Origin of the sequence: Formosimonas limnophila (assembly GCF_014652675.1) — a bacterium.
Taxonomy (GTDB): Bacteria; Pseudomonadota; Gammaproteobacteria; order Burkholderiales; family Burkholderiaceae; genus Hydromonas; species Hydromonas limnophila.
The window spans coordinates 32,922-57,230 of record NZ_BMZG01000002.1; the positions used below are offsets into that span (position 1 = coordinate 32,922).

The 24,309-nt window shown below is 47.1% G+C and carries 26 protein-coding genes and 2 tRNA genes; 17 read left to right on the plus strand and 11 right to left on the minus strand.

Translation table 11 applies throughout. The annotated features are described in order from the left end of the window. The first annotated feature begins 72 nt into the window (after positions 1 to 72). The 10 genes from IE082_RS01760 to IE082_RS01805 are packed head-to-tail and all read left to right on the plus strand — an operon-like array spanning position 73 to position 7,445. Entirely contained in the window at positions 73 to 1,581 is a 1,509-nt protein-coding gene (locus IE082_RS01760; protein WP_189490743.1) for a phage tail tape measure protein, read from the plus strand. After that, entirely contained in the window at positions 1,578 to 2,231 is a 654-nt protein-coding gene (locus tag IE082_RS01765) for a phage baseplate protein (protein WP_189490746.1), read from the plus strand. The genes IE082_RS01760 and IE082_RS01765 overlap by 4 nt, the downstream gene beginning before the upstream one ends. Further along, positions 2,228 to 2,545, plus strand: coding sequence for a phage baseplate plug family protein (locus tag IE082_RS01770; RefSeq protein ID WP_189490747.1), 318 nt, complete (start codon positions 2,228 to 2,230; stop codon positions 2,543 to 2,545). The genes IE082_RS01765 and IE082_RS01770 overlap by 4 nt, the downstream gene beginning before the upstream one ends. Next, entirely contained in the window at positions 2,542 to 3,450 is a 909-nt protein-coding gene (locus IE082_RS01775; RefSeq protein WP_189490749.1) for a hypothetical protein, read from the plus strand. Before IE082_RS01770 ends, IE082_RS01775 begins: the two co-directional genes overlap by 4 nt. Continuing rightward, entirely contained in the window at positions 3,450 to 3,995 is a 546-nt protein-coding gene (locus tag IE082_RS01780; RefSeq protein ID WP_189490751.1) for a hypothetical protein, read from the plus strand. The genes IE082_RS01775 and IE082_RS01780 overlap by 1 nt, the downstream gene beginning before the upstream one ends. Next, the gene (locus IE082_RS01785) at positions 3,992 to 4,399 is read left to right on the plus strand and encodes a hypothetical protein (RefSeq protein ID WP_189490753.1); all 408 of its coding nucleotides are present in this window, start codon (positions 3,992 to 3,994) and stop codon (positions 4,397 to 4,399) included. Before IE082_RS01780 ends, IE082_RS01785 begins: the two co-directional genes overlap by 4 nt. Further along, positions 4,389 to 5,393: a hypothetical protein gene (locus IE082_RS01790; protein WP_189490755.1), complete on the plus strand. Its 1,005-nt coding sequence runs from the start codon at positions 4,389 to 4,391 to the stop codon at positions 5,391 to 5,393. Before IE082_RS01785 ends, IE082_RS01790 begins: the two co-directional genes overlap by 11 nt. Then, the gene (locus IE082_RS01795; protein ID WP_189490757.1) at positions 5,387 to 6,070 is read left to right on the plus strand and encodes a hypothetical protein; all 684 of its coding nucleotides are present in this window, start codon (positions 5,387 to 5,389) and stop codon (positions 6,068 to 6,070) included. Before IE082_RS01790 ends, IE082_RS01795 begins: the two co-directional genes overlap by 7 nt. A gap of 17 nt (positions 6,071 to 6,087) precedes the next feature. Continuing rightward, the gene (locus IE082_RS01800) at positions 6,088 to 7,212 is read left to right on the plus strand and encodes a hypothetical protein (protein WP_189490759.1); all 1,125 of its coding nucleotides are present in this window, start codon (positions 6,088 to 6,090) and stop codon (positions 7,210 to 7,212) included. A gap of 14 nt (positions 7,213 to 7,226) precedes the next feature. Further along, positions 7,227 to 7,445 carry a hypothetical protein gene (locus IE082_RS01805; RefSeq protein WP_189490761.1) on the plus strand — a complete coding sequence of 73 codons (219 nt, stop codon included), beginning with the start codon at positions 7,227 to 7,229 and terminating at the stop codon, positions 7,443 to 7,445. A gap of 111 nt (positions 7,446 to 7,556) precedes the next feature. Here the strand turns inward: IE082_RS01805 and IE082_RS01810 are convergent. From IE082_RS01810 to IE082_RS01835, 6 genes are all read right to left on the minus strand, one after another. Next, positions 7,557 to 7,632, minus strand: a tRNA-Ile gene (locus IE082_RS01810). Positions 7,633 to 7,760: 128 nt separating this feature from the next. Next, a complete protein-coding gene (gene rpoD, locus IE082_RS01815; RefSeq protein ID WP_308428985.1) occupies positions 7,761 to 9,872 on the minus strand; it encodes an RNA polymerase sigma factor RpoD in 2,112 nt (703 codons plus the stop codon). Positions 9,873 to 10,201: 329 nt separating this feature from the next. Further along, the gene (dnaG, locus tag IE082_RS01820) at positions 10,202 to 11,977 is read right to left on the minus strand and encodes a DNA primase (RefSeq protein WP_189490763.1); all 1,776 of its coding nucleotides are present in this window, start codon (positions 11,975 to 11,977) and stop codon (positions 10,202 to 10,204) included. A 9-nt stretch (positions 11,978 to 11,986) separates the two neighbouring features. Next, positions 11,987 to 12,433 (minus strand): GatB/YqeY domain-containing protein, encoded by a 447-nt coding sequence (locus tag IE082_RS01825; protein ID WP_189490765.1) that lies wholly within the window; start codon positions 12,431 to 12,433, stop codon positions 11,987 to 11,989. Positions 12,434 to 12,529: 96 nt separating this feature from the next. Next, complete coding sequence (gene rpsU / locus IE082_RS01830; protein WP_189490767.1) at positions 12,530 to 12,742, minus strand: 30S ribosomal protein S21; 213 nt, start codon at positions 12,740 to 12,742, stop codon at positions 12,530 to 12,532. 54 nt (positions 12,743 to 12,796) lie between these two features. Continuing rightward, positions 12,797 to 12,873 (minus strand) — tRNA-Arg (locus IE082_RS01835). A gap of 153 nt (positions 12,874 to 13,026) precedes the next feature. On the opposite strand from IE082_RS01835, the gene dapA reads away from it, so the two are divergent. The 3 genes from dapA to IE082_RS01850 all read left to right on the plus strand — a co-directional run bounded on the left by dapA (position 13,027) and on the right by IE082_RS01850 (position 15,951). Continuing rightward, complete coding sequence (dapA, locus tag IE082_RS01840) at positions 13,027 to 13,911, plus strand: 4-hydroxy-tetrahydrodipicolinate synthase (protein WP_229809668.1); 885 nt, start codon at positions 13,027 to 13,029, stop codon at positions 13,909 to 13,911. Between the two features lie 182 nt (positions 13,912 to 14,093). Continuing rightward, on the plus strand, positions 14,094 to 15,140 hold the full coding sequence (gene bamC, locus IE082_RS01845) for an NlpB/DapX family lipoprotein (protein WP_189490769.1): 1,047 nt from the start codon (positions 14,094 to 14,096) through the stop codon (positions 15,138 to 15,140). 22 nt (positions 15,141 to 15,162) lie between these two features. Then, the gene (locus IE082_RS01850) at positions 15,163 to 15,951 is read left to right on the plus strand and encodes an MBL fold metallo-hydrolase (protein ID WP_189491224.1); all 789 of its coding nucleotides are present in this window, start codon (positions 15,163 to 15,165) and stop codon (positions 15,949 to 15,951) included. Positions 15,952 to 16,007: 56 nt separating this feature from the next. Here IE082_RS01850 and secF read toward each other — a convergent pair whose 3' ends face one another. From secF to IE082_RS01875, 5 genes are all read right to left on the minus strand, one after another. Then, positions 16,008 to 16,976, minus strand: coding sequence for a protein translocase subunit SecF (secF, locus tag IE082_RS01855; protein ID WP_189490771.1), 969 nt, complete (start codon positions 16,974 to 16,976; stop codon positions 16,008 to 16,010). 32 nt (positions 16,977 to 17,008) lie between these two features. Further along, positions 17,009 to 18,862, minus strand: a complete 1,854-nt coding sequence (gene secD, locus IE082_RS01860) for a protein translocase subunit SecD (protein WP_189490773.1) — start codon at positions 18,860 to 18,862, stop codon at positions 17,009 to 17,011. A gap of 211 nt (positions 18,863 to 19,073) precedes the next feature. Further along, the gene (yajC, locus tag IE082_RS01865; protein WP_189490775.1) at positions 19,074 to 19,409 is read right to left on the minus strand and encodes a preprotein translocase subunit YajC; all 336 of its coding nucleotides are present in this window, start codon (positions 19,407 to 19,409) and stop codon (positions 19,074 to 19,076) included. A 67-nt stretch (positions 19,410 to 19,476) separates the two neighbouring features. Beyond that, the gene (gene tgt, locus IE082_RS01870; RefSeq protein WP_189490776.1) at positions 19,477 to 20,595 is read right to left on the minus strand and encodes a tRNA guanosine(34) transglycosylase Tgt; all 1,119 of its coding nucleotides are present in this window, start codon (positions 20,593 to 20,595) and stop codon (positions 19,477 to 19,479) included. Positions 20,596 to 20,675: 80 nt separating this feature from the next. Next, positions 20,676 to 21,599 (minus strand): LysR family transcriptional regulator, encoded by a 924-nt coding sequence (locus IE082_RS01875; protein WP_189490777.1) that lies wholly within the window; start codon positions 21,597 to 21,599, stop codon positions 20,676 to 20,678. A gap of 239 nt (positions 21,600 to 21,838) precedes the next feature. Between IE082_RS01875 and IE082_RS01880 the strand changes: the two genes are divergently transcribed. From IE082_RS01880 to IE082_RS01895, 4 genes are all read left to right on the plus strand, one after another. Continuing rightward, positions 21,839 to 22,609, plus strand: coding sequence for a type 1 glutamine amidotransferase domain-containing protein (locus IE082_RS01880; protein WP_189490778.1), 771 nt, complete (start codon positions 21,839 to 21,841; stop codon positions 22,607 to 22,609). A 154-nt stretch (positions 22,610 to 22,763) separates the two neighbouring features. Then, positions 22,764 to 23,399 (plus strand): NADPH-dependent F420 reductase, encoded by a 636-nt coding sequence (locus tag IE082_RS01885; protein WP_189490779.1) that lies wholly within the window; start codon positions 22,764 to 22,766, stop codon positions 23,397 to 23,399. A gap of 12 nt (positions 23,400 to 23,411) precedes the next feature. Further along, a complete protein-coding gene (locus IE082_RS01890) occupies positions 23,412 to 23,774 on the plus strand; it encodes an SDR family oxidoreductase (RefSeq protein WP_189490780.1) in 363 nt (120 codons plus the stop codon). 130 nt (positions 23,775 to 23,904) lie between these two features. After that, positions 23,905 to 24,273 carry an NmrA family NAD(P)-binding protein gene (locus IE082_RS01895; protein ID WP_189490781.1) on the plus strand — a complete coding sequence of 123 codons (369 nt, stop codon included), beginning with the start codon at positions 23,905 to 23,907 and terminating at the stop codon, positions 24,271 to 24,273. Positions 24,274 to 24,309 lie beyond the last annotated feature (36 nt).

Genomic DNA, 24,309 nt, shown 5'->3' on the forward strand with positions numbered 1-24,309 from the left:
GCACGAATACCTTGACCGCAAGTCATACGACAATGCGGCCGAGCAATACAGGGCAGAGAAAAAATGAAGCTGATGGAATTTGTCATCAACCTGGCACTCAACGGCAATGAGGCTGCGGCAGACCTGAAAAGAGTTGCTGATAAAGCCGATGATGCCGGTGAGAGAATGGCTGCCCTTGAGAAGCGTGCGCACATGGCAGGCACCCAAATCGGTGAGGGCATGAAAGCGGGCATCAAAAGTTTAGTGGCAATGGGTGTCGCTGCTGCTGGTGCTGGAGTTGCTTTGTTTAAGCTGGCTCAAAGCACAGCCGACGAAATCGATGAGATGGGCGACTTTGCCGACAAGAACAACATAGGCATAGAGGCTCTGCAAGAGTGGGGTTATGCGGCTCAAAAGGCTGGTGCAAGTCCTGAAGCGTTCAAGGCTTCTGTTTCAGGCTTAAACAAAGTGATTGGCGAGGCTGCGCTTGGTGTCGGCAAGGGCGCAAAGATGATGGATAAGTTCGGCATTTCTGCGAAAAATGCCGACGGATCTGTAAAGTCAACCGAACAGGTGATTGGTGAAATCTCTAAGAAAATGGAGGCCTTATCACGTCAAGAAGCAATTGCCATGGCTTCAAAACTCGGCATTGATACAGACCTTGTGCCGCTACTGCAATCAGGCGCGAAAAACATTGACCAATTGCTATTCAAAGCCCGCCAGCTTGGCGTGGTGACGGAAGAACAGGCCGATAAAACAGCAGAGTTCACCTCTCAGATGGAGGATATGAACCAAAGCTTCGGCTATTTAAAAGCCGTGGTAGGTTCAGAGGTGGCACCTGTCATTTCTGACTTGATTAAACAGTTTATAGACTCACAGGGTGGCATCGAGGGTTTGAAAGGCAAAGCCCAAGAATTTGCCGAACGTTTGAAAGCGATTTTGCCGCAAATTGCCAAGGTCGCAGCGGCATTTGGGACGATAGTTGTTGCTGGTGCAAATGTTTTGGATTGGCTGGCTCAAGTCACAGGCGGGTGGGATAACTTGGCATATGCCATGATTGGTTTTAAAGCACTATCTGCTGGTGGTTTAGTTGGCCCGCTGCTTGATGGTCTTAGTAATGTGGCCACAACTATCGGATCAAAACTCATACCAGTCTTTATGACACTTGGCCGCATTATTTTGATGAATCCTATTGGTTTGGTTTTGACGGCAATTGCTGCTGCGGCTTTTGTTATCTATAAAAACTGGGACACCATTGTCGCATTTATTAAGAAAGCGTGGCAAGGCGTCGGTGACTTCTTCTCAGGCGTGCTGGATAAAATGATGGGTTGGTGGAACGCCTTTAAAGACACTCTAATTAGTGGCATCAATTGGGTTATCGATAAGATGAACTACCTGCCAGGTGTCAATATTGACCAAGTTGGCGGTGGGGGTGCGGCTGCAAGTACAGCAACGCCTGCAACGTCTGCAAGTTCTCCTTATAGTAAGTCAATGGTTCAAAACATCACAGTCAACGCAACCACAAAGCAAGCTGTTGACCGTGCTGTTTCACCTGATTTTGCGCGGCAAACCGCGACGGCTGCATTTGGGGGTACATTTTGAGCGTCTTACTGATTCCAGCGTTCGGTGACTTGTTCGAGGGTGTTGAGTGGAATGTCACGATGAAACAATCGGACACGGCACAGTCCGACGTGACACAGTCCCCAATCGATGACGTAGATCGGCCTTTCTTGGTTGACTTTAACCAAAACAAGCCAGCCCAAGTCAATGTCACCATCAAAATCACTGTAGAGGGTGAAACTGAACCAACTGCGCCGCAGGGAATTGAGCGGATGCAGCAGTGTTACGAGCGTCTGCGTGACTTAAAGAACAAACAGACCACCACGCCAGACGCGCTGATTGACATCTACATGGGTCATTATCAGTACGAGAACATGGCCATCACGTCATTATCAACTGACCGTGAGATTGGCAAAGAGGGCAGCCTCACTGTTGATATTGGTTTTGACGAGTTCCAATTTGTCAAAGTCCCGCAAGTTGGCGGCGATAAAAACATTTTGGACTCAAATACCAGCCGAAAAGACACCAATAACAAGCCAATGCATGAGACCCGTGACACTGGCCACCCGATGTTTTCAACTGGCGACCAAAACGACACGGCCATTCTGAGCGCAGAGCGTCAGCGTGGCGATGTGAGGCCAATAACCTACGTTGGTGTGCTTTTTGAATTGGTTAGAAAGAATATGACATGAGTTCATTTCAGTACATCGAGGTAACCCCTGATTTTTGCCAATCATTCGTGGTGGGTGAGTACAAGGTTCGTTTGAATTACAACTACCTTGTGAATTATTGGACTTATTCGCTGTATCACGAGGAAAAGCCAATTGTCTGCGGTGTCAGACTGATGGTAGGCACAAACATATTTGAGCGCGTTGAGAATGTGAATGATTTGGTGGTGGTTGATACAGTTGGCCAACCAAGGCATGACTGGTTTTATCGACTGACAAAAAAAAATAGAAGCGGCATCCCTGATACGGTTCTTGTTTATGGAAGCGCAAACCCATGACGGCTTTTAATCGTTACTTGTCCATCAGGATTCCTGAGCTCGGTATTGAGGTTGGTGGTGCGCAACGTTACCAAGGCCGAAAAGTTGTTCGGCCATTGAAGATTACGGCCACTTGCTCACTATCAGCAGAGTCAACACCAAACGATGCGCAGGTGACAATCTACAACCTATCAGAACAATCAGCAAAAAAGATTTTTCAGAACGACAAAACCGCAGAAATATGGGCTGGGTACTCGCCTGAGGGTGACGAAGAAAACATTGGGTTGATGTTTTTGGGGAAAATTAAGAACATCACGTCATCTGTGCAAGGCGTTGACAGAGTGTGGGTGATTGACATCGGCGACGGTGCACAGGCGTACAAAGGCGCGAGCGTTGTTGATAAGTCAGATAAAGGCGACTTAGAGAAGTCAGCTAAACTGGCTGCGGACGCCATGAAAAACCAGTACGGCATCGAAACTGGCACAATAAAGTTAGGCAAAAAAATCACCACTGGGAAAACCATTACATACAACGGCGACTACAGCCGAGACGTGCTCGATGATGTGTGTTTAAGCACTGACTCGAAGTGGAATATCACTCATGGTATTCTGAATGTCACGCCAAAAAATGAAGTGGTCAAAGACACTGGACTTGTTCTTACCCCACAAACTGGATTAATTGGATACCCAAAGATAACCGATGACGGGGTGGAGATCGAGACCATCGTCATACCAAACGTGCGCCCTGACATGGCAATAACTGTGCAAGCACGTTACGGGTCAGGTACGTATCAGATAAATCAGATTGACATGCAGCTATCAAATAGCGATGGCGATCATAAGTTCACCATGCGCTACAAAAACATGGATGACAAGAAGACCATATCGCCAACTCAAACAGGGCGACAATCGAATGTGAACTGCTGATGAATAACAAACAATCGTTAAATGAAGTGATGCGTAGCCATGGCATGGCCAACGCATTTAGGCAGTCTGTGGCCATACCAGCCGAGATAACCAACGTTTATGATGATGTTATCGACGTTAAACCGCTGCAAAGCGTTGTTCGATTTGATGGTGTCGGCAATCGCAATGATGTAACGCAGCCATTGGACTATGAGGGCGTGCGTTACGTTTGCGGCATCGGTAACAATGAATCAGGCATCTACATCCCACCCGAAGTTGGTATGCAGGGCATTTTTATTGTCGCAGACTTTGATGGTGATGGCGACATTGAGCATGCAGCGGTTCGGCAGCGTTCTAACGGATGGTTCATGCCTGTTTTAAAAGTATCTCACAGAGACGAATTGACCATCAAGTACAAAGGCAGCACCATCATACTCACAGAGTCTGGCATCGACATAAAAGATTCGGCGGGTGTGTCTCTAGTCGATGCTGTCAAAGAGCTAAACAGCATCGTTAAAGGATGTTGTGGTACAGGCTCACCAAGTGCGGAGGCTTTTCAAAAATGACCAGTGGAATTGCTTTGGATGCGTCACTTGATGTGATGGTCGGGACCAACGAAAACGGCTTCGGCACAATTGCATTCACAAGTGGTGCAAACATGATCATTCAGCGCGTTGTGGAAAAGGTCAGCATGTCACGACATCAGATATGGTACCAATGGCAGTACGGCCTGAATTATGAAGAAATATTCATCAACAACCGATACACATTCGATCAGATGCGCGCGCAGCAAATTGCGAATATTCGCAAAACAATACTTTCAATTGATGGCGTTCAATTTATTATCGGCAAAATTGACATCACAAAAGATGAGGTGAATCGTTCGATTAAGATCACGATACCGTGCTTGAGAATTTTTTGCGACAACGCTTATCAAGAAGTGCAATTAGGGGCTATAAATGTTGGTTGAGATTAAAAAACAAAACGATATTCTGCGCGATATGGCCTTGGCACTTGAGGGATCAGGGGTGCTGCCAAGCCCAAACGCTTTGATGGATGCAGATGCTAACGCCAGTGACCCAATGGTGCAGATGTATGCCGGTTTTTCTGCGGCATTGTCTGAAGTTTACTTGCAAGTCGAGGCATTGCAAAACCAACTTGACTACCGAACGGCGGATGTAAACTGGCTTGCGGCATTGCACGGATCAAGGTTTGGTATTGACTTGACTGGCCGCACAGAGGCTGACGCACGAAAGCTGATTGAGCAGTTGGATAAAGACGGTGTGCGTAATGGTGACTTGGTGATTGCCGCAATGCGTGCTGAAAACGTGGCTTACGCAAAGGCGGTTTATGGCACAGAGACAATGCTCATTGTGCAAAACAAACAAGGTGAGGTGATACCTGATGGCGCGATTGCCCAGCAACTTTATGAGGGCATTCCTACTGGTTTTTACACACTTGTCGGCGACAAGGTAGATACATACGTCTTAGATGGTGAGTGCTACGATTACCGCTATCAGCCAGCCGAACGGGTCATCATTGCGCTTGAGATTCACGGTCAAATTAGCGAGTGCGCTCCTGATCAGTGGGCTCAAATTGCCAATCAGGTTGTAAAAACTTTCAACTGTGAAAAAAGGTACAGTCTTGGCGGCACAGTTGGCTCTGTGGAGATTTTGCAGTCCATTGAAAAAATCGCGGGCGTGAAATTAAACAGCGTCAAAATCTCGAAGCGCGGCGCAAAATTCATCGCCGAAGAGTGTGCGCCTGAATTAGTGGACTTCTACGACTGCGACGGTGTGCTTGAGACGGTTGATTTCACAAACAAAAGCCCACAGGAATGCGCCAACTCAGCAGGGTATTTTTGGTGCAAAGATTTTAGCGATTGTGTGCCAATGAAACCGTGGGAGTACCCAGTACTACACCCGATGCACATAACATTCGTTGAGGAGTCGGCACAATGCTGATCAATGATAGCCCGCTTGGTTTGGCGGTCGAAGGCTCTTGCAAAGAGCCTATTTTTTTGCCTGATTTTTGCGACCCATGTTATTTCGAGCAGAAGTTCCTGCCTCGATTGATCAGCCCATCGAAAAAAGACAACACGGTACTAAAAGAGCTTTTTAAGTCGGCATTATCACCGCTCGAAAAGATTGCACAGGCAGTGTGCGGCGTGTGTATATCGGCAGAAAGCGAGGATTGCGAATGCTTTATGACTTACTACACGCTCATCGGTGGGCCTACATCTATCGTGCTGGACACAACAGACGACACCTGCCTTGTGCCAATCGGCAAAGTTAAAACCACAAGGTGCGGTGTAGTCAAGGAGTGCAATTTTTACTGCAAGCCTTTTTGCTCGACGTGCGAGACCAAGAGGCTGACCTGTGAAAATGATATTGAATTGATGCGCAAAATTGCACGCGTATTACCACGATGGCAGCGGATGGCACCCAGCAGGAAAAACGTCGAGGCATGTTTGACTGAGTGGTTTGGTAGGCGATGTGTGATTGTTTCTGACACACGCGGAAAAATACTATGGATAAGCGGCCATGACTTGAGCACAGATGAAAAGGCTTACTTGCCTTTTGTTTATTCGATTTTGCCGATTTTGGGCGGCGTAGAGATAACCCACGTTTTTTGTGATTAATTTTTTGGAGGTTTTAAATGGCACTTACACAAGAGCAACGCGATGAAATAAAAGACGCTTTGAATATTGACACACTTGATACTTATGCAAGTGATCCTGATTCATTGATTGAGCAAATGACACCTGCCCAATTACTTGAAGGTTTGAAGTGCGGCACTTTATCACTCGAACAATTGAATTATTTGTTTTGGTACGGCTTTATGGCCACGGAAAAAGCACTTTCCGAATCAAAAAAATACACAGATTCTCAAATTAACACAAAGGCAAACCTCTGCAATTCACTATCACCTCGCGCTGGTAACTTGTTGCAAATCGATCCACAGCCTGACGGTTCTTGTAAATTGTACTATGGCACAGTTGCGGAGCAAGATTCGTACTACGTAGACCCTAACCTCGGCTCCGATTTAAACATCGGCACTCGAATTGCGCCGCTCAAATCAATCAAAGAGGCTTTTTCGAGAATACCTGAAAACTCGAGTAATGTTACTGTCTATCTAAAGTCCGATCTTACTCATTATGTAAGATCAAGTGAGGTCATAGAGGTTCGCGCCAATGTTACAGTTCAATCATACAGCGTTTATAATGATAGCGTAAAAGCCTCTTGGAATGAACCAGCAAGCGGTTGGGGCGCATACGGTGCGCAAAGCTGGCAGCGTGCCAAAATTTCATGTATAGCTGATCTTCCGCTTTCGTCAAACCCCTCACAATCAATCGGCGTTTGTTTCATTGCTCGTCAAAAACTTGACTTTTTGGGGGTCACTTTTGAGTTTCCTTTTGCCACGAACCCGCCAGTGAACGCTTGGCAAAAGGCCATTCTAACGGGTGGTGGTATTATTGGATTAGTTGATTGCGTAGTTTTAAACAACAATCCGAATTGGAGACTTATATCAAGCGCGGTTGGTGGGCTTAGTCCAACAGTAGATATTGTTGCATTGGCAATATCTACTGTTAATGATCTTTTTGATCTTTCTTCTGGTGGGCTGATTAATATGTCAATCGGGTGGCACGGGGCAACCGCAACAAATCCAAGCGGAATGCCCTATCATGTTGGAAATGACCCTTCTTTCCTCAAAGACAGGGCATTCGGTGATAAAGCGCCACAACCACAATCTGAGAACTACAGAGTTACTTTATCACTTTAAATAAAGGATATGAAATGACTGATTTTGTCCCATACAAAGAACCACAGCAGCTCCCTCAAATTTTTTTTGAAGAAAAAGGAATCGCAACAATTGAAGATATTGAATCTTTGGAAACCAAGGTAGATAAGGTTGTGGTAATTCGCAACACCGGTCAAATATTCGACAGGATCGACGGTGTTTACATCGAACGGGTTTTCACACCAAAGCCCTCAGATTCTTACCACCTGCGTTAGCTCAAGTCGTTTAAGGGGTTTATTCGGATTTGACCCGCTGGCTTTGTAGGTAACAACGCATTTTGTAGGTAAAAAAAAATCCGCGAACCTTTCGGGACGCGGCTTTTTATTTGGTGGGCCATGTAGGACTTGAACCTACGACCAAAGGATTATGAGTCCTCTGCTCTAACCACTGAGCTAATGGCCCAAAACCTTTTAAGAAATACAATCAATCAGGAAAAAGCCAAAGGGTTATGAGTCCTCTGTTCTTTCATGTTGCTTCTCATTGCCAAAGCATGAGCACAGCAGTTAATGTTTGGCATTGTACCGAAAAGTTTAGGTGTTTTCCAAGAAACTCTTGAGTTTTTCTGAACGTGACGGGTGACGAAGCTTGCGTAGTGCCTTGGCTTCGATTTGACGGATGCGTTCGCGTGTGACATCAAACTGCTTGCCCACTTCCTCAAGGGTGTGATCGGTGGTCATCTCGATGCCAAAACGCATACGCAGAACTTTCGCTTCGCGCGGTGTCAGCGAATCCAAGACGTCCTTAACGATGTCTTGCATCCCCGTGTGTAACGCGGCTTCCGCTGGTGTCATCGTGTTGCCGTCTTCGATGAAGTCGCCCAAATGAGAGTCTTCATCATCACCGATCGGAGTTTCCATGGAAATCGGCTCTTTGGCGATTTTCATGATTTTGCGGATTTTGTGTTCAGGCATTTCCATCTTTTCGGCAAGTAGTGCTGCATCTGGCTCATTACCTGTCTCTTGCAAGATTTGACGCGAGATGCGGTTCATCTTGTTGATGGTTTCAATCATGTGCACAGGAATACGAATCGTGCGTGCCTGATCGGCGATTGAGCGAGTGATTGCTTGGCGAATCCACCATGTGGCGTAAGTTGAGAACTTATAACCACGGCGATATTCAAACTTGTCCACGGCTTTCATCAAGCCGATGTTGCCTTCTTGAATCAAGTCCAAAAACTGTAAGCCACGGTTTGTGTAGCGTTTGGCAATCGAAATCACGAGACGTAAATTCGCTTCTGTCATTTCTTTTTTGGCATCGCGGGTTTTTGATTCGCCTGCGACCATTTGTTTGTGAATGTCTTTAAGGTCAATCAATGGCAGCACCACTTGAGCCTGTAATTCAATGAGTTGGTTCTGCAATTCTTGTAGTGCAGGCATATTGCGTGTGAGCAAAGTATTGAAGGTGTGTTTGCCTTTAAGCAGCTCAACTGACCAGTCTAAATTGGTTTCGTGGCCTGGGAAATTGGTTATGAAAAAACTCGGATCCATGCCAATGCGATTGACACAGAGGGCGCGGATTTTTCGTTCGATTTTTCGAATGGATTCCACTTGTGAGCGCAGAGAGTCGCACAATTTATCAACGGTACGGGCCGTGAAGCGGATGCTCATCAAGTCATTGGTGATGGCATCTTGGGCTTTGTTGTATGGGGTTGAACGATAGCCATCACGACCAAAAGCCAAGCGCATTTTGTCAAAGTGCTTCTCAATGGCTGTAAATTTATCAAGGGCTTGATCTTTGAGGGCTTCAAGTTGCTTGGTGTTCATGCCATTGGCGCCACCATCTTCGTCGCCTGCGTCATCATCGTCATCATCAAACTCTTCGACCGCTTCGTCGGCGAAGTTTGCTTCAACACCACCAACAAAGCCATCAACCACATCATCAATAGCCAAGTCACCTGAGCGAATTTTATCCACAAGCTCACGGATTTGTTGGATGGTTGATGGACATGCTGAGATGGCAGCCATCATTTCTCGTTGGCCTTCTTCAATGCGTTTAGCGATTTCAATTTCTTGTGCTTTGGTCAGTAATTCGACAGTGCCCATTTCACGCATATACATGCGCACAGGGTCTGTCGTTCGACCGAACTCAGAGTCGACTGTTGACAGGGCAGCTTCTGCTTCTTCTTCAGTGTCGTCATCATTGCTGGCCACTGGCACATTGTCAGACATAAGGAGTGTTTCAGCGTCTGGTGCTTGCTCATACACCCGAATGCCCATGTCGGCAAACGCAGAAATGACCGTGTCCAGTGCATCGCCCTCAACCATGTCATCAGGTAAGTTATCGTTGATTTCAGCGTGTGTCAGGTAGCCTTTATCTTTGCCCAATTTAATCAAGCTTTTCATCTGGCTGCGCTTGAACTCCATGGTAGCGGCTGTGTGTTCAGTGAGTTGCTCTTTGTTTTTTTTGCCTTTGGCGTTGCTTTTTACGGGCGCTAACTCAATCTCTGGAACCAGCTCGCCATCAGTGTCATCTATATCATCACCGACTATGTCATCATCGACGGTCTCTAATTCATCTTGCAGTTCTTTGGTGTCAGCGACTTTGGTTTTTGTCACTGCTCTTTTTGAGGCAGGTGCTTTAGTGGGTTTGATGATTTTTTTGTCTTCTGTGCTGGTACTGGCGGTGGTTTTTTTGATGGGCATGTGACTCTCTTTGGGGCTGGCTTTTGAAGGTTTTGCGGTTGTTTTAGGTGTTGTGCTTTTTGCAGTGACCGCTGGCTTGGATTTTGGTTTGACCGCAGTTGATTTTGTCATGGGTTTGGTTGCGATTTTGGCAACGGGTTTGCGTGCTTTGGTTTGACTCATAGCTTCATACCTTTTTCAAGAGAACCACTGATAAAATTTGTCAGAAAAAACAAAGATAAAACAAGTGTTTAAAAGCGGATTATACTCTATTTGGGGCAATTTTTGATGGTTGTGAGGAGTAAAAAGGCGTTGGAGTGACTGAAAAAGTTGAAACTGTTTTTTGTATCTCAATTGGTGGGGGCATTGAGTCGTTTGCGCTCTTCTAATAGAGCGTTGTACTGCGCTTTTGCAGCTGGATCATGGTTAATTTGTTGAACCAACTTTTGCAGCCTGGCGTCTATATTGAGTCGTTTAATTTGTTTTTCATGCTCAGTGAATGCGGTTTGTGCATCTTCAAGGCTACGATCATTCAATTCGCGCAAATGCTTTTCTAAAATATGACGGTATAGCGGTGCGTGGCTCATTGACTCCAGCTGATGATGAAGTGCCGCGCCACTTAGTGATGGCTCATTTTGCAGTAAGACCAAAAGTTCTGTCAGCGCTTGGTGTTGCGGGATAGTTTGCCAAAGTGTTATATTGGCTGTTTGAGCCAATTCGGTATGCGCTAGAATATCGCCTAACGCATGCTCGATTAAAGAGGGAGGGGCGTCCCGCTTGCCGCTTTCTCGGAGTTGGCGACGAGGACGCGATTTGGTCTCTAGTTCGCAATAATCAATGACATCGGCGACTGTGGCATTGACTTGCGTAGCGAAGGCTTGAATGATTTGAGTGCGCAGGGCACTGTTTGGTAGGCTGGTTAAAATCGGTTTGGCCAAGTGAAACTGACGTGCGCGTGCTTCGGCGGTTGATTCTGGAGCGGCTTGATTTAAACCGTACAAAATGAATTGTGACAAAGTCATGGCTGTTTGTACTTGCGCAGAGAATGCAGCGACACCGTGTTCTCGAACAAAGGTGTCTGGGTCGTGTTCGGGAGGTAAAAACAAAAACTTGATGGTGCGGGTGTCCAAGGCATGCGGCAAGGCGTTGAGCATGGCACGCCAAGCCGCTTTTCGACCCGCTGAGTCGCCGTCAAAGCTAAAAACGATGGTGTTTGTGAAGCGAAACAGCTTTTGCACGTGTGTGCTGCTGGTGGCGGTGCCAAGTGTGGCCACTGCGTTTTCTAAACCGGCTTGTGCCAAGGCGACCACATCCATGTAGCCTTCGACGACCAGTGCGTGTTGCAGGGTTGAGATGGCCGAACGGGCTTCGAATAAGCCATACAGTTCTTGACCTTTTTGAAACAATGGTGATTCGGGTGAGTTGAGGTATTTTGGCTCGCCTTTATCAATCACACGACCACCGAAGCCGATGATTTGGCCTTTGGTGTTGCGAATCGGAAACATGATGCGATCACGAAAAAAATCATAGCGACGAGCGGGTTTTCCGTTTTCAGCTTCGCGTTGTTTACATAACCCTGATTCAATGAGGGCTGTGGATTCGTGATAATCCGTGAAGACTTTTTGCAGCGAGGTATCAAAGGGCGCGTAGCCTAAACCAAATCTCTGAGCGACCTCTCCGCTCAAGCCCCGTCGCTTAAGGTAGGCGGCTGCGTGCGCATGTTCTTTGAGTTGCTTTTGATAAAAGTCGTTGGCCTCTGCTAAGACTTGGCCCATGTTTTCGGAGCGAATTTTTTGCTCACGCTGGTGGGCGATTTGCTGTGGAGACAACGGTTTGTCTTGCGGTACATTCATACCTGAATGACGCGCCAAATCGGTGACGGCTTCAACAAAGGTCAAGCCGTTGTGTTCCATCAAAAAACCGATGGCTGTACCGTGTGCACCACATCCGAAACAGTGATAAAACTGTTTTGATGGGCTGACAGTAAATGATGGGCTTTTTTCATTGTGAAAAGGGCATAAGCCCTGATGATTCGCACCTGCACGTTTGAGCTGCACATAGCGACCCACCACATCGACGATGTCGGTGCGGTTAAGTAAGTCGTTAATGAATTCGTTTGGAATCATCGATTGGGCTTATTGGGTCAACGCGGCTTTAATCAGTGTCGATACAGCAGACATATCAGCCTTGCCTGCCAATTGGGCTTTTAAAACACCCATGACTTTACCCATATCTTGTGGCCCCGCTGCGCCAGTGCTACTGATGGCTGCGCTGACTGCGACTTTGATGTCTTCTTCTGACATTTGCTTGGGTAGGTAGGTGGTGATAACATCAAGTTCGGATTGCTCTTGGTCAACGAGGTCTTGTCGGTTTGCCATTTTGAATTGGGTGATAGATTCTTTGCGTTGTTTGCAGGCTTTCTCGATGATGGATAGTACTGCTGCATTGTCCAACTCCGTTTGTGTATCAACCTCCCGGCGTTTAATGTCTGCTGCTAATAGACGCAGGGTGTTTAACTTCGCGGTTTCGCGGGCTTTCATGGCGGTTTTAATGTCATCAAGAATCTGAGCTTTGAGTGTCATTTGAGGCCTCTCTGGGGAAGTAATTGGTTAACGATAGAATAACAAAACCCGCTCAATTTGAGCGGGTTTTTCAAGACTGTGTTGCGTCTGAAAAAATTAATACATTTTCTTAGGCAACATTTGGCTGCGAATACGCTTGTAGTGACGCTTACAAGCAGCAGCGTGTTTTCGTTTACGCTCAGTTGTTGGCTTTTCGTAGAACTCACGGGCACGCAAGTCAGTCAACAAACCAGTTTTTTCGATAGCGCGTTTAAAGCGGCGCATCGCAACTTCAAACGGTTCATTTTCTTTTACACGAATAGTTGGCATCTAATTTACTCTTTGGTTAATTTCCCTGTCAAAACAACAGAGAACATAAAATAATGGCGCGGCCGGCAGGAATCGAACCCACGACCCCTTGGTTCGTAGCCAAGTACTCTATCCAGCTGAGCTACGGCCGCGACGCAGAACCGAAACTATAGCAAACTATTTACCCGCTTGGCAAGTCTTTTTAGAAAAAAGATTGAAAAAAACGAAAACGAGCAGACAGCGTGTGGTTTTGGCGTTAGAATAACCGTCGTTTTAGCGACTTTGACAATGATAACATGAGGCGAATGAATTACATGATAACGGGAAGTTTGGTGGCTTTGGTCACCCCGATGACGGATACTGGTGAAATTGATTTTGTAGCGTACCGTGCGCTGATTGATTGGCATATTGAGCAGGGCACTGATGCCATCGTTGCGGTTGGTACGAGTGGTGAGTCACCGACAGTGTCTGTGGCTGAGCATTGCGAACTGATTAAAGTGGCCGTTGAACAAGCGGCTAAGCGCATTCCAATTATCGCTGGCGCAGGAGGTAATTCTACTCGCGAAGCGATTGAGCTGACGCGCTTTGCACATTCTGTTGGTGTGGATGCGACTTTGCAGGTTGTGCCTTATTACAATAAGCCCACACAAGAAGGCTTGTACCAACATTTTAAAGCCATTGCTGATGCGGTGGCGTGTCCCATTATTTTGTACAATGTCCCTGGTCGTACGGTGGCTGATTTGAGTAATGATACGGTGGTGCGTTTGGCTGCTATTTCAAACATCGTTGGGATTAAGGATGCTACGGGTGATTTGGGGCGCGGCATTGCGCTGCTTCAACGCGTTCCTGCTGATTTCGCCGTTTATAGTGGCGATGACATGACCGCTGCTGCCTATATTTTAATGGGTGCGCACGGTAATGTGTCGGTCACGGCAAATGTTGCGCCTCGTATGATGGCTGATTTGTGCGCAGCTGCACTTGCGGCTGATGTCAACAAAGTGCGTGAGTTAAACGCTAAATTATGTGATTTAAACAAAAACCTATTTATTGAAGCGAACCCCATTCCTGTAAAGTGGGCGTTGAGTGCTTTGGATAAAATAGACGGTGGTGTACGTTTGCCTCTGACTCAATTGTCAGCTGATGCGCAGCCTGTGGTTCGCGCTGCACTAAAAACTGCAGGTTTGCTGTGATGGGAATGTCGAAAAAGTAAGCCTTGTGGCTTACTTTCTTCTGATTTTGGTTCTAAGCTTTATTGAAAAACCTTGATAAAGTTGGTGACAAAGTCGAAACAATCATCAATAAGCCACATTTATTTTTCAAAATGAACGGGCTTGTTCCAAGTTTTTAAGAATAGTTACGGAGATTAGATAAATTGAAAAAAGCCACTTACAAAATCTTAGGTTTAGCGCTCGTATTGTCCTTGAGTGCATGCGCATCGAGCAGTGATAAGAAGCTTGATTATCGCAGTCAAGTCAAAGGCTCGCCATTAGAAGTGCCGCCGGGCTTGAGTGACTATGATAAAAATAGTCAATTCAATTTAGGCGATGGTGTACGCTCCACTGATGTTGATCAAAATGCCGCGACCCAAATGCCTGCAGGAACATTATTGGTGTCTGCTAAAGACATGCGTATTGAACGCTCTGGTGAGACGCGTTGGCTTGTGGTTAATCGCCCAGCCGAGCAAGTCTGGCCTGTTCTGCAATCATTTTGGGAAGATAACGGTTTCACCATTCGCAGCAATCAGCCCAAACTGGGCGTTATGGAAACTGACTGGGCGGAGAATCGTGCAAATTTGCCACAAACAGGTTTGCGTAAACTGATTGGCGGTGCGCTGGATATGTTGTATGACACTGGTTATCGCGATATGTTCCGCACGCGCATCGAACGTACTGATAACGGTACTGAAATTTACATCAGTCACCGTGGTATGGAGGAAGTTTACACTTCTTCAGCCAAGGACAATACAGCATGGCAACCTCGTGCGGCTGACCCACAACTTGAAGGTCAATTGTTGAGTGCTTTGATGGTGCGTTTGGGTACGACAGAAGATCAGGCCAAAGCCGCTTTGCAAAATAGTGTCAATACGTCTCGTGGGGCAAGCATTAAGGGCGATACATTGATTTTGAATGACAATATGGACAGCGCTTGGCGCCGCATCGGTTTGTCATTAGATCGTGCTGGTTTGTCCGTGATTGATCGTGATTTTTCATCACGTCTTTACTATGTAACGCCAAATCCTGATGATCGTGGCTTGTTGCGTAAATCGTTTGGTAAATTGGGTGAGTCTTATCAGGTGCAGTTAAAGCAAATTTCTACCAATCAAGTTGAAGTCAGTTTCTCGGATCGCAATGGTGCCTCAATGGGTAATGACAAGGGTTTAAGCCGCGTACTCAAAGAACTCCAAAAAACCTTGAAATAAGGACAAGCTTATGTCGCATCGACTGCGCTACGCCAGCCTGGGCAGCGGCAGTTCGGGTAATGCGTTGGTCATTGAGGCGCGTTGTGGGGACTCCACGACGCGCCTTTTGCTTGATTGCGGATTTAGTGTCCGTGAGACCTCGCGTCGTTTGGAACGGCTGGGCTTGACTGGGCAAGATATTGAGGCTGTGTTGGTGACGCACGAGCACGATGACCACATTGGTGGTGTTGCTCGTTTTGCGCGCCGCTTTGGCTGTCCTCTGTATATGTCTCGTGGTACTTACTTGAGTGTTTTGAAGCACAATACACATTCTTGCGATGGTTTGGATGTGCGTTTTTGCGCAGATGAGCAAGTGTTCATGGTGGGTGATTTGTCTGTATTGCCTTATACCGTACCTCATGATGCGCGTGAGCCACTTCAGTATACCTTCTCACTGAATGACTTGCGCTTAGGGGTACTGACAGATGTTGGGCATATTACCCCGCGAGTGCTTCAGGCTTTGAGTGGTTGTCACGGTTTGGTACTGGAGTATAACTATGATGCGCAGATGATGGAGCAATCTAAATACCCGTATAGTCTAAAACAGCGGATTGTCGGTGAATATGGGCATCTTGATAATCTGATGTCTCAGGAATTGTTGCTGGCTCTTGTGCATGATGATTTACACCATGTCCACGCTGCGCATATTAGTCAAAACAACAACCAAAAAGAACTGGTGCAGTCATTATTGGAGCAGGCATTGCAGCCGTTGAGTATTCCCTTTGCTTTGGCGTGTCAGGATGAGGGGTTTGATTGGTTTGAAGTGGTGTGATATTCATGAAATGAAAAAGCCCAGCACTCAGTGCTGGGCTTTTTATATGACTATGGTTAAATTTGTGCACCGTAGTTCGGGTCTTGTCGGTTGGCTTCTCTGCGTTGCAGTTCCTCTTGAGAAATCTCGAAGTCCTTCTTCGAGACGCCGAGCCAAAGGGACAGGCCAGCTGCAACGAAAATAGACGAGTAAATACCAAACACGATACCGATGGTCAGAGCCAGTGCAAAATAGTGCAATGTTGGACCACCGAGAAACAGCATGGCCAATACCATCATCTCAGTTGAACCATGTGTGATGATGGTGCGGCTGGTGGTTGATGTGATGGCATGATTCATCACCTCTCGAGTTGACCAAGTGCGGCTTTTTGGCTCACGAAAGACTTCGCGAATACGGTCAAAGATGACCACAGACTCGTTTACTGAGTAGCCTAGAATCGCCAAAATGGCAGCCAAAACCGACAGAGAAAACTCCCATTGGAAAAACGCAAAAAAGCCGAGAATGATCACCACGTCATGCAAGTTGGCCAAGATACCAGCGACAGCGTAACGCCACTGAAAGCGAATGGCGAGATAAATCACAATGCCCACACAGACAAACAGCAGGGCGAGCAATCCGCCCGTCGCCAGTTCTTTGCCGACTTGCGGTCCGACAAACTCGCTGCTTTGTACAGTGACTGAACTGTCTTGTGCTTTGAGTGCTGAGACTAATTTCTCACTCTGTGCTTGGCTTGTTTCACCCTCACGAAGAGGAAGACGGATAATCACATCACGCGACCCCCCGAAGTTTTGAACTTGGGCATCGGCGTAACCCAGTGTGGTCACCGCGTTTCGGATATCGTCGAGTTTAGCTGCTTGCGCATACTGTACTACCGTTGAGGTCCCACCCGTAAATTCGATGGAGAAGTGTAGCCCTTTGCTGAATAAGAAAAATACAGCCAGAACGAAGGTGGCGATCGAAATCATGTTGAACGTCAAGACGTGCTTCATGAAGTTGATATCTTTTTTAAAGCGGAAAAATTCCATTTGAGGCTCCTTAAGCTATTTGGCCGCTTGTATTAAGCAGGGGTGTTTGGTTTGGTTGAGTCACCACGCCAAATTTGGCCGATGGAGATGCTTGATAAACGCTGACGGCGTCCGTACCAGAAGTTCGCCAAACCACGGGAGAAAAACACCGCTGAGAACATAGAAGTCAAAATACCCAAACAATGCACCACAGCAAAGCCACGAATCGGGCCTGAACCGAAGATCAGGAGTGCCAAGCCAGCAATCAATGTGGTGATGTTCGAGTCCAGAATCGTCGCAAATGCACGCTCGTAGCCGAGGTGAATCGCACGTTGAGGCGATTCTCCATGGCGTAGTTCTTCACGAATTCGCTCGTTAATCAAGACGTTCGAGTCAATCGCCATACCCAGTGTGAGCGCAATCGCTGCGATACCTGGCAAGGTCAACGTCGCGCGGAAAACGGTTAGTAACCCGACCAGAAGCAATAAGTTCACCGCCAAAGACACCACTGAAATGACACCAAATACACGGTAGTACAAAATCATGAAGACTGCCACAGCGCAAAAGCCGTAGACCAATGACTTAAAGCCTTTTTCAATGTTGTCAGCGCCTTGAGATGGGCCAATGGTTCGTTCCTCAATGATGTCCATTGGCGCTGCGAGTGCACCTGCTTTCAGAAGAAGGGCTAGGTTGTTGTTTTCTTCGGCTGATGAGTTACCCGTGATGGCAAAAGTATCACCAAACTCGCCTTGAATCGTGGCGACAGAGATGGCTTCACCGACTTCTTTGCCGTTGCGCTTTTCAAATAAGACGATTGCCATCGGTTTTTTTAGGTTTTCACGCGTAACTTCACGCATGATTTTGCCGCCTGCGTCATTGAGCCGCACATCAACGCTTGAGCGGCCATTTTGATCACGGCCTGACTGTGCGTCAATGATGGCATCGCCTGTCAAAATGACTTGTCGCTTGAGATCAACGGAAGCCCCATTCTGCTCTTTGAAGGTCTCTTTGTCAAATGCGGCTGCGTTGGTTTCGACCAAACGGATTTGTAACGTTGCGGTACGACCAATGATTTCTTTGGCAATTGCCGTGTCCTGCACACCCGGAAGCTCGACAATGATTCGGTCAATGCCTTGTTGTTGCACCAGTGGTTCAGCAACACCAAGCGCATTGACACGGTTGTGTAATGTTGTGATGTTTTGCTGTACAGCGTTGGTTTTGACTTTGATCAGCTCTTCAGGTGTTAGGCTGATGTTTAGGGTACCCGCATTATTGATGACAGCGAGGTCAGTGCGTTTTTTTAAAATCTCATCGCGAGCCAGGCTGGCAGTTGCAGGTGCATCAAACGTGATGTCGATGCGCTCGCCATTTTTTGAGATCTGTGCACCCGTGATTTTGCTGTCCTTGAGTGTACTCGAAAGTTCATTTTGCAAACTATCTAGGCGTTTTTGCACGGCGCCATTTAAATCAACTTGCATTAAGAAGTGAACGCCGCCGCGTAAATCCAGCCCCAATGAGGTCGGGCGCGCACCGATGGCTGTTAACCAGTCTGGTGATTTTGACATCAAATTCAGAGCAACTGTGTAGCTTGGGTCTTGTGGATTGGTATTGAATGCGCTGTTTAAGACTTCTTTGGCTTTTAATTGGGTATCGACATCGGCAAAACGAATGCGAAATGAGCCGTTATTGGCTGCTTGTGTGAAGTAGATTCCCTGATTGGCGATGTTTTGTGCGGCCAAAATTTCTGCGATTTTTGGTTCTAAGTCAGCCGTGACCTTGACGGTGCTTCTGGCACTTGATATTTGGACAGCTGGGCCTTCGCCAAAAATATTCGGCAGTGTGTACAGCAAACCAGCTGCTGTGACCACGATCATAATTAAGTATTTCCAAAGCGGATAACGGTTCATGCCATCACCTATTGTGATTTCAAAAAATCCGAAGAGATTTTGAAAATGGAGTTAAAAATCTATCACGTCGTGTGGATGAACTCATAGACCAGTAAAAAATACTGCGCTCATCGCCGTCCACATCGTTTGAACTGCTCAATTGAATCTTTTTGAAACACGAACGCACACTGCGTGCAGTGTGCGTGTATCAACCAACAGTGAATAATGTGGCTTATTTAATTGAGCCAGTTGGGAGAATACTTTGTACGGCGCCGCGTTGGAACACCATTTCGACGACATTGCCGTTGCTACGAGAGACTTCAAGGGTAATGAAGTTGTCATCTGTTTTGGTGATTTTGCCGACCACACCACCGATGGTCGCAACCTCGTCGCCTTTTTTAAGGGCGGCGAGCATGGCTTTCATCTCTTTTTGGCGTTTCATTTGTGGGCGAATCATCATGAAATACAGCAAAACAAACATCAAAACGAAAGGCAACAAACTACCCAAAGCACCACCAGGCATCGCGCCAGCTGCGTCTTGTGCGTAAGCATCAGAAATAAACAACATATCAACTCCAGTTAAATAAGAACAAATGGCCAAAAAACAAGCCGCAATTATAACATTCTTCGGCGCCTCACGCGATACCGCGTGTGCGATTGGCATGGAAATCAGCCACAACGCTGTCAAAAGAATCATTGTCCAATCCATCACGCAGCTCTTGCATGAGTTGCAAATAATAATGCAGGTTGTGGATCGTATTCAATTGCGCGCCCAGCATCTCATTCATTTTGTGCAGATGGTGCAAGTACGAGCGGCTGAAGTTGCGGCAGGTGTAGCAGGTGCATGACTCATCGAGTGGTTTTAAATCGTCTTTGTAGCGGGCATTTTTGATTTTGACATCACCAAAGCGAGTAAATAACCAGCCATTGCGTGCATTTCGTGTCGGCATCACGCAGTCAAACATATCAATGCCTTGTGATACACCAAATACCAAATCTTCGGGGGTACCGACGCCCATCAAGTAACGCGGCTTATCCGCGGGCAACTGGTGGCCAATGTGGTCTAAAATCCGATAAAATTCTTCTTTCGGTTCGCCAACAGACAAACCGCCAATCGCCATCCCGTGAAAATCCATTTCGTTCAATGCAGCCAATGATTCGTCACGCAAATGCGTGTGCATACCACCCTGAACAATGCCAAACAACGCATTCGGGTTCTCTAAGCGATTGAACTCATCCAATGAACGGCGCGCCCAGCGTCGTGACAGCTCCATGGACAGCCGAGCGGTTTTTTCATCCGCAGGGTAGGGTGTACACTCGTCAAACTGCATGGCGATGTCGCTGTTCAGTGAGGTTTGAATTTGCATAGAAACTTCGGGCGTGAGAAACAGCTTGTCTCCGTTGACGGGCGAGCTAAACATCACGCCTTCTTCGGAGATTTTGCGCATGTCACCGAGTGAAAAGACCTGAAAACCGCCTGAGTCGGTCAAAATCGGGCGATCCCAATTCATGAACTGATGCAACCCACCGTGGACATCCATAATCTCAGTGCCAGGACGCAACCACAGATGAAATGTATTGCCCAAAATAATCTGTGCGTTGATCTCGCGCAACATATCTGGGTTCATTCCCTTGACCGCACCATACGTACCGACAGGCATAAAAATCGGGGTTTCAACCACACCGTGGTTTAAAGTCATCGTGCCACGTCGCGCACGTTTGGATGTTTTGTGGAGTTTAAAAGATAGGCTCATGATGGGTCGAAAAGATAACAGTAAAAAGTGATGTCGCAACAAACGGGCGATTATACGCTGATTTTGTATGCATACATTTTTTAGTCGCGTAGCGAACTGCCCAACTCAAGCGACATCTGGCGCATAGCTTGTTGTGCCAACTCAATAAAACTACGCACCTTCGGCGAGACGTAGCGTGCGCTGGCAAATACAGCGTGTACAGGGATATCCGCAGGCTGCCAGTCAGGCAATACATGGACGAGTTGTTTATCTTTAATCGCTGCTTGAGCGGTTATGTGCGGTAACAACGCAATGCCGATCCCGTTAATGGCGGCTTCTTTGGCGGCTGAAATATTGCTGACGTTGTAGCGTGGTTTGAGCTCAATGTCTTGTTGCAACCGCTTGTTTGCACTGTGGTGCAAGCTCCAAACAGTGCGCTGTGCATTGCCCAAAAAAGAAATTGTATGCAGTGCATTCAAGTCACTTGGCGCGCTCAATGAGGCGATTTTTGCCATGTAATTGGGTGAGGCAAAAAGTCCATAGCGCACATGCCCAAGCAAACGAGCAACCAAGCTCGAGTCAGGCAACTCGCCAACCCGAATCGCTAAATCAAACCCTTCATGCACCAAATCGGCTTTGCGGCTGGTGAAATCCGCCTCAACCCGCATGTGCGGATACGCCGTTAAGTATTCATTAATCCACCGCCCCACCGCCATCATGCCAAACTCAGTACTGCACGTGAGCTTGAGAATACCTGTTGGCTGTGATTGGGATTGCATGACGGCTTGTTCGGCCTCCTCGATAGAGGTCAAAATGCTCACGGCTCTTTCGTAAAACTCGCGCCCGACCTCTGTCAGTGACTGGGCGCGGGTGGTGCGAGCCAGTAGACGCACGTCTAGCTTGTTTTCTAACTGATTGATAAGGCGCGATATGTAGGTTCTTTGTGTGTTCAACAACTCGGCGGCTTGTGTGAAACTGCCTGTTTGAACGACTTTGACGAAGGCTTTGAGTTCGGAAATTTCCATGAGTTTGTGGGGGGGGCGGTTGTAGGAGTGTTTTGCGGTAAATTTAGATTTAACTTAATTGACTACTGTAAACTGACAAAGCAAGAAAGTTATTTGTACGAAATTAGATACAATTATTGCATGTATTTAGAGTTTTGTTGTTTTGACTCTGAGCTTTACAATACTGATTAAGCATCACAAATGCTGTGGAGATGCTCAGCTTGATAATTCAAAATCGTACTTTTAAAGGAAAATTGATCATGAGTTTAAGAAATCACAATGTCGTTAACCCAAATGCTAAAAAGCGTGTCGCAATTGTTATTGCCAATCCAGCTGTATCAACCACCACGGGTTGGCCTGTGGGTTTTTGGTGGGCGGAGCTGACCCATCCTTACTATGCCTTTGTTGAGGCTGGCTATGAAGTCGAGGTGTTCAGTGTTGATGGTGGAAAGTGTGAAGCCGACGCGATGAGTAGTCCACATGATGAGAGTGGCTACTCGGCCAGCGATTTGATCAGCGCGGGCTTTATGGCGATGCCTAATTTGGCTGCTTTGGTTGATAATACCAAGCCTGTTTCAGACATCAAAGTGGCTGATTTTGATGCTTTGGTGGTAGCGGGCGGTCAAGCGCCTATGTTTACCTTTGAAAAAGCAACAGCTTTGCATCAAAAATTTGTTGAATTTTACGAAGCAGGTAAAGTCACCAGTGCCCTGTGTCATGGTACGGCGGTATTGCGCTATGCAAAACTATCTAGCGGAGAATATTTAGTGAAAGGCAAGACAGTCACGGGTTTTGCCAATATCGAAGAGGATTTCGCCGATAACGCCGTTTGGGACTACGGCATGCTGCCTCGCGACAAGCATATCATGCCATGGCGCATTGAAGATGAGCTAAAAAAACTAGGGGCGAACTATGTGCAGGCTGGTTTGTGGAAAGGCTTTGCCGTACGTGATGGTAACCTCATCACAGGTCAACAAAACTTCTCTGGTGCTGAGACAGCTGAGCTAATCATTGAAGCTTTGGGACGATAAACTCGAACCACAAAAAGATGAGCGTGGTCGCTCGCGTGCTTCACGCTATGTCCACTGCTCATTTTTGGGATGACAGCTCAATTTGATGAGCTGTATTGACTAAATGGATGGCTAAATGAACTTAGCCGAACACATACATGAGTGAGGAATAGTTATGAATATCACATTTATCGGTTACGGCAATGTCGGCGCACCGCTTGCTGACCATCTGCAAAAACTCGGACACAACGTCACCCTTGCAGCCCGTGACACACAATCAGACGCGGTGCAAAAAGTTCAAGCACGCAATGCACAAATAAAAGCCGCCCCCATCGAACAAGCCGTGCGCGAGGCTGATATCGTATTTCTCGCCACACCTTACAGCGCGAATGCCGACATCATGGCGCCATTGGCTGACGCCTTAGCAGGCAAAATTATCGTCGACTGCACTAACCCAGTTGGCGCGGGACTATCACATGGGTTGAACAGCGCGCAATCAGGCTCAGAAGCATTGCAAGCACTCGCACCACGAGCAAAGGTGGTTAAAGCATTCACCATCTACGGTTTTGAAAACTTTGAAAACAACGCTTATCCCGCCTACAACGTCAAACCCGTCATGATGTACTGCGGTGATGATGCCGAGGCCAAACAAACCGTCGGTGGATTGATTGAACAACTCGGCTGGCAGCCGCTAGACGTGGGCGGCTTGGTGCAAGCGTTACATTTGGAACACATGACCTTACTCTGGGTGCGCATGGTGCGCATGAATGGCGCCAATCCCAACATGGTTTGGGCAATGATCACGCGTTAATCAAGAGGCAATATGAATCCAAATTCGATTTTAGTCACAGGTTCAACAGGCAATATTGGCGGTGCATTATTACCGTTACTCAAGAATGAAAACCTCACGCTGTGGGCAGGTAACACTCAAGGAAAAACCATCGGCGGCGCAGCAGGTCGCGCCATTGATTTTCTATCCATTGACAGTGTGCGCCGTGCATTGACAGATATCGACACGGCATTCATCGTCATCCCCGCTCACCCACAGATGCTTGAAAAGGCAAAGAATGTCGCACAAGCCGCACAGTCAACAGGCATCAAGCATCAAGCATCTTGTGCGCGTCTCTGGTGCAGGAGCAGATCACAACTCAAATATTGCCATCGCTCAAGCACAAGGAACTGTTGACCAAATATTGAGCGACAGTGGCGTTGCTTGCACTTTTTTACGTCCCAAAAATTTCATGCAAAACTTCAGTGGTTTTTTGGCAGGTATGATTAAAAGCGGCACGTTCTACACCTCGCAAGGCTAAGGTAAAGTGCCCTTTATCGACGTGCGCGACATCGCCGAAGTCGCCGCGCACGTGCTCAAAAACCCAGCCGCACACGCAGGACAGGCGTACACGTTGACAGGCGCAAAAGCCCTGAGCAATCAAGAAGCCATTGCACTTATTAGCCAAGCCATCAAAAAACCGATTGAGCTTATACACATCCCTGAGACCGCAGCCGCAGAATCCATGAGCGACATGGGCATGCCAGAGTATGTGGTTGGGCTAATGAGCAGCCTCAACCAAATCATTGCCGCAGGCTATGTGGCGGAAGTCACCGATACCGTGGCGCAAATTTTAGGCAAACCTGCACGGAGTTTTGAATCCTTTGTACAGGAGCATCAGGCGTGTTGGTTGTGATGCAACAGTGAACGCAGTTAGAAACACAAAAAGGCA

Coding starts and splice junctions, on each gene's coding strand:
- IE082_RS01760 (WP_189490743.1), top strand. CDS start 73: ATGGAATTTGTCATCAACCTGGCACTCAACGGCAATGAGGCTGCGGCA.
- IE082_RS01770 (WP_189490747.1), top strand. CDS start 2,228: ATGAGTTCATTTCAGTACATCGAGGTAACCCCTGATTTTTGCCAATCA.
- IE082_RS01775 (WP_189490749.1), top strand. CDS start 2,542: ATGACGGCTTTTAATCGTTACTTGTCCATCAGGATTCCTGAGCTCGGT.
- IE082_RS01780 (WP_189490751.1), top strand. CDS start 3,450: ATGAATAACAAACAATCGTTAAATGAAGTGATGCGTAGCCATGGCATG.
- IE082_RS01785 (WP_189490753.1), top strand. CDS start 3,992: ATGACCAGTGGAATTGCTTTGGATGCGTCACTTGATGTGATGGTCGGG.
- IE082_RS01790 (WP_189490755.1), top strand. CDS start 4,389: ATGTTGGTTGAGATTAAAAAACAAAACGATATTCTGCGCGATATGGCC.
- IE082_RS01795 (WP_189490757.1), top strand. CDS start 5,387: ATGCTGATCAATGATAGCCCGCTTGGTTTGGCGGTCGAAGGCTCTTGC.
- IE082_RS01800 (WP_189490759.1), top strand. CDS start 6,088: ATGGCACTTACACAAGAGCAACGCGATGAAATAAAAGACGCTTTGAAT.
- IE082_RS01805 (WP_189490761.1), top strand. CDS start 7,227: ATGACTGATTTTGTCCCATACAAAGAACCACAGCAGCTCCCTCAAATT.
- rpoD (WP_308428985.1), bottom strand. CDS start 9,872: ATGCCCATCAAAAAAACCACCGCCAGTACCAGCACAGAAGACAAAAAA.
- dnaG (WP_189490763.1), bottom strand. CDS start 11,977: ATGATTCCAAACGAATTCATTAACGACTTACTTAACCGCACCGACATC.
- IE082_RS01825 (WP_189490765.1), bottom strand. CDS start 12,433: ATGACACTCAAAGCTCAGATTCTTGATGACATTAAAACCGCCATGAAA.
- rpsU (WP_189490767.1), bottom strand. CDS start 12,742: ATGCCAACTATTCGTGTAAAAGAAAATGAACCGTTTGAAGTTGCGATG.
- dapA (WP_229809668.1), top strand. CDS start 13,027: ATGAATTACATGATAACGGGAAGTTTGGTGGCTTTGGTCACCCCGATG.
- secF (WP_189490771.1), bottom strand. CDS start 16,976: ATGGAATTTTTCCGCTTTAAAAAAGATATCAACTTCATGAAGCACGTC.
- secD (WP_189490773.1), bottom strand. CDS start 18,862: ATGAACCGTTATCCGCTTTGGAAATACTTAATTATGATCGTGGTCACA.
- yajC (WP_189490775.1), bottom strand. CDS start 19,409: ATGTTGTTTATTTCTGATGCTTACGCACAAGACGCAGCTGGCGCGATG.
- tgt (WP_189490776.1), bottom strand. CDS start 20,595: ATGAGCCTATCTTTTAAACTCCACAAAACATCCAAACGTGCGCGACGT.
- IE082_RS01875 (WP_189490777.1), bottom strand. CDS start 21,599: ATGGAAATTTCCGAACTCAAAGCCTTCGTCAAAGTCGTTCAAACAGGC.
- IE082_RS01880 (WP_189490778.1), top strand. CDS start 21,839: ATGAGTTTAAGAAATCACAATGTCGTTAACCCAAATGCTAAAAAGCGT.
- IE082_RS01885 (WP_189490779.1), top strand. CDS start 22,764: ATGAATATCACATTTATCGGTTACGGCAATGTCGGCGCACCGCTTGCT.
- IE082_RS01890 (WP_189490780.1), top strand. CDS start 23,412: ATGAATCCAAATTCGATTTTAGTCACAGGTTCAACAGGCAATATTGGC.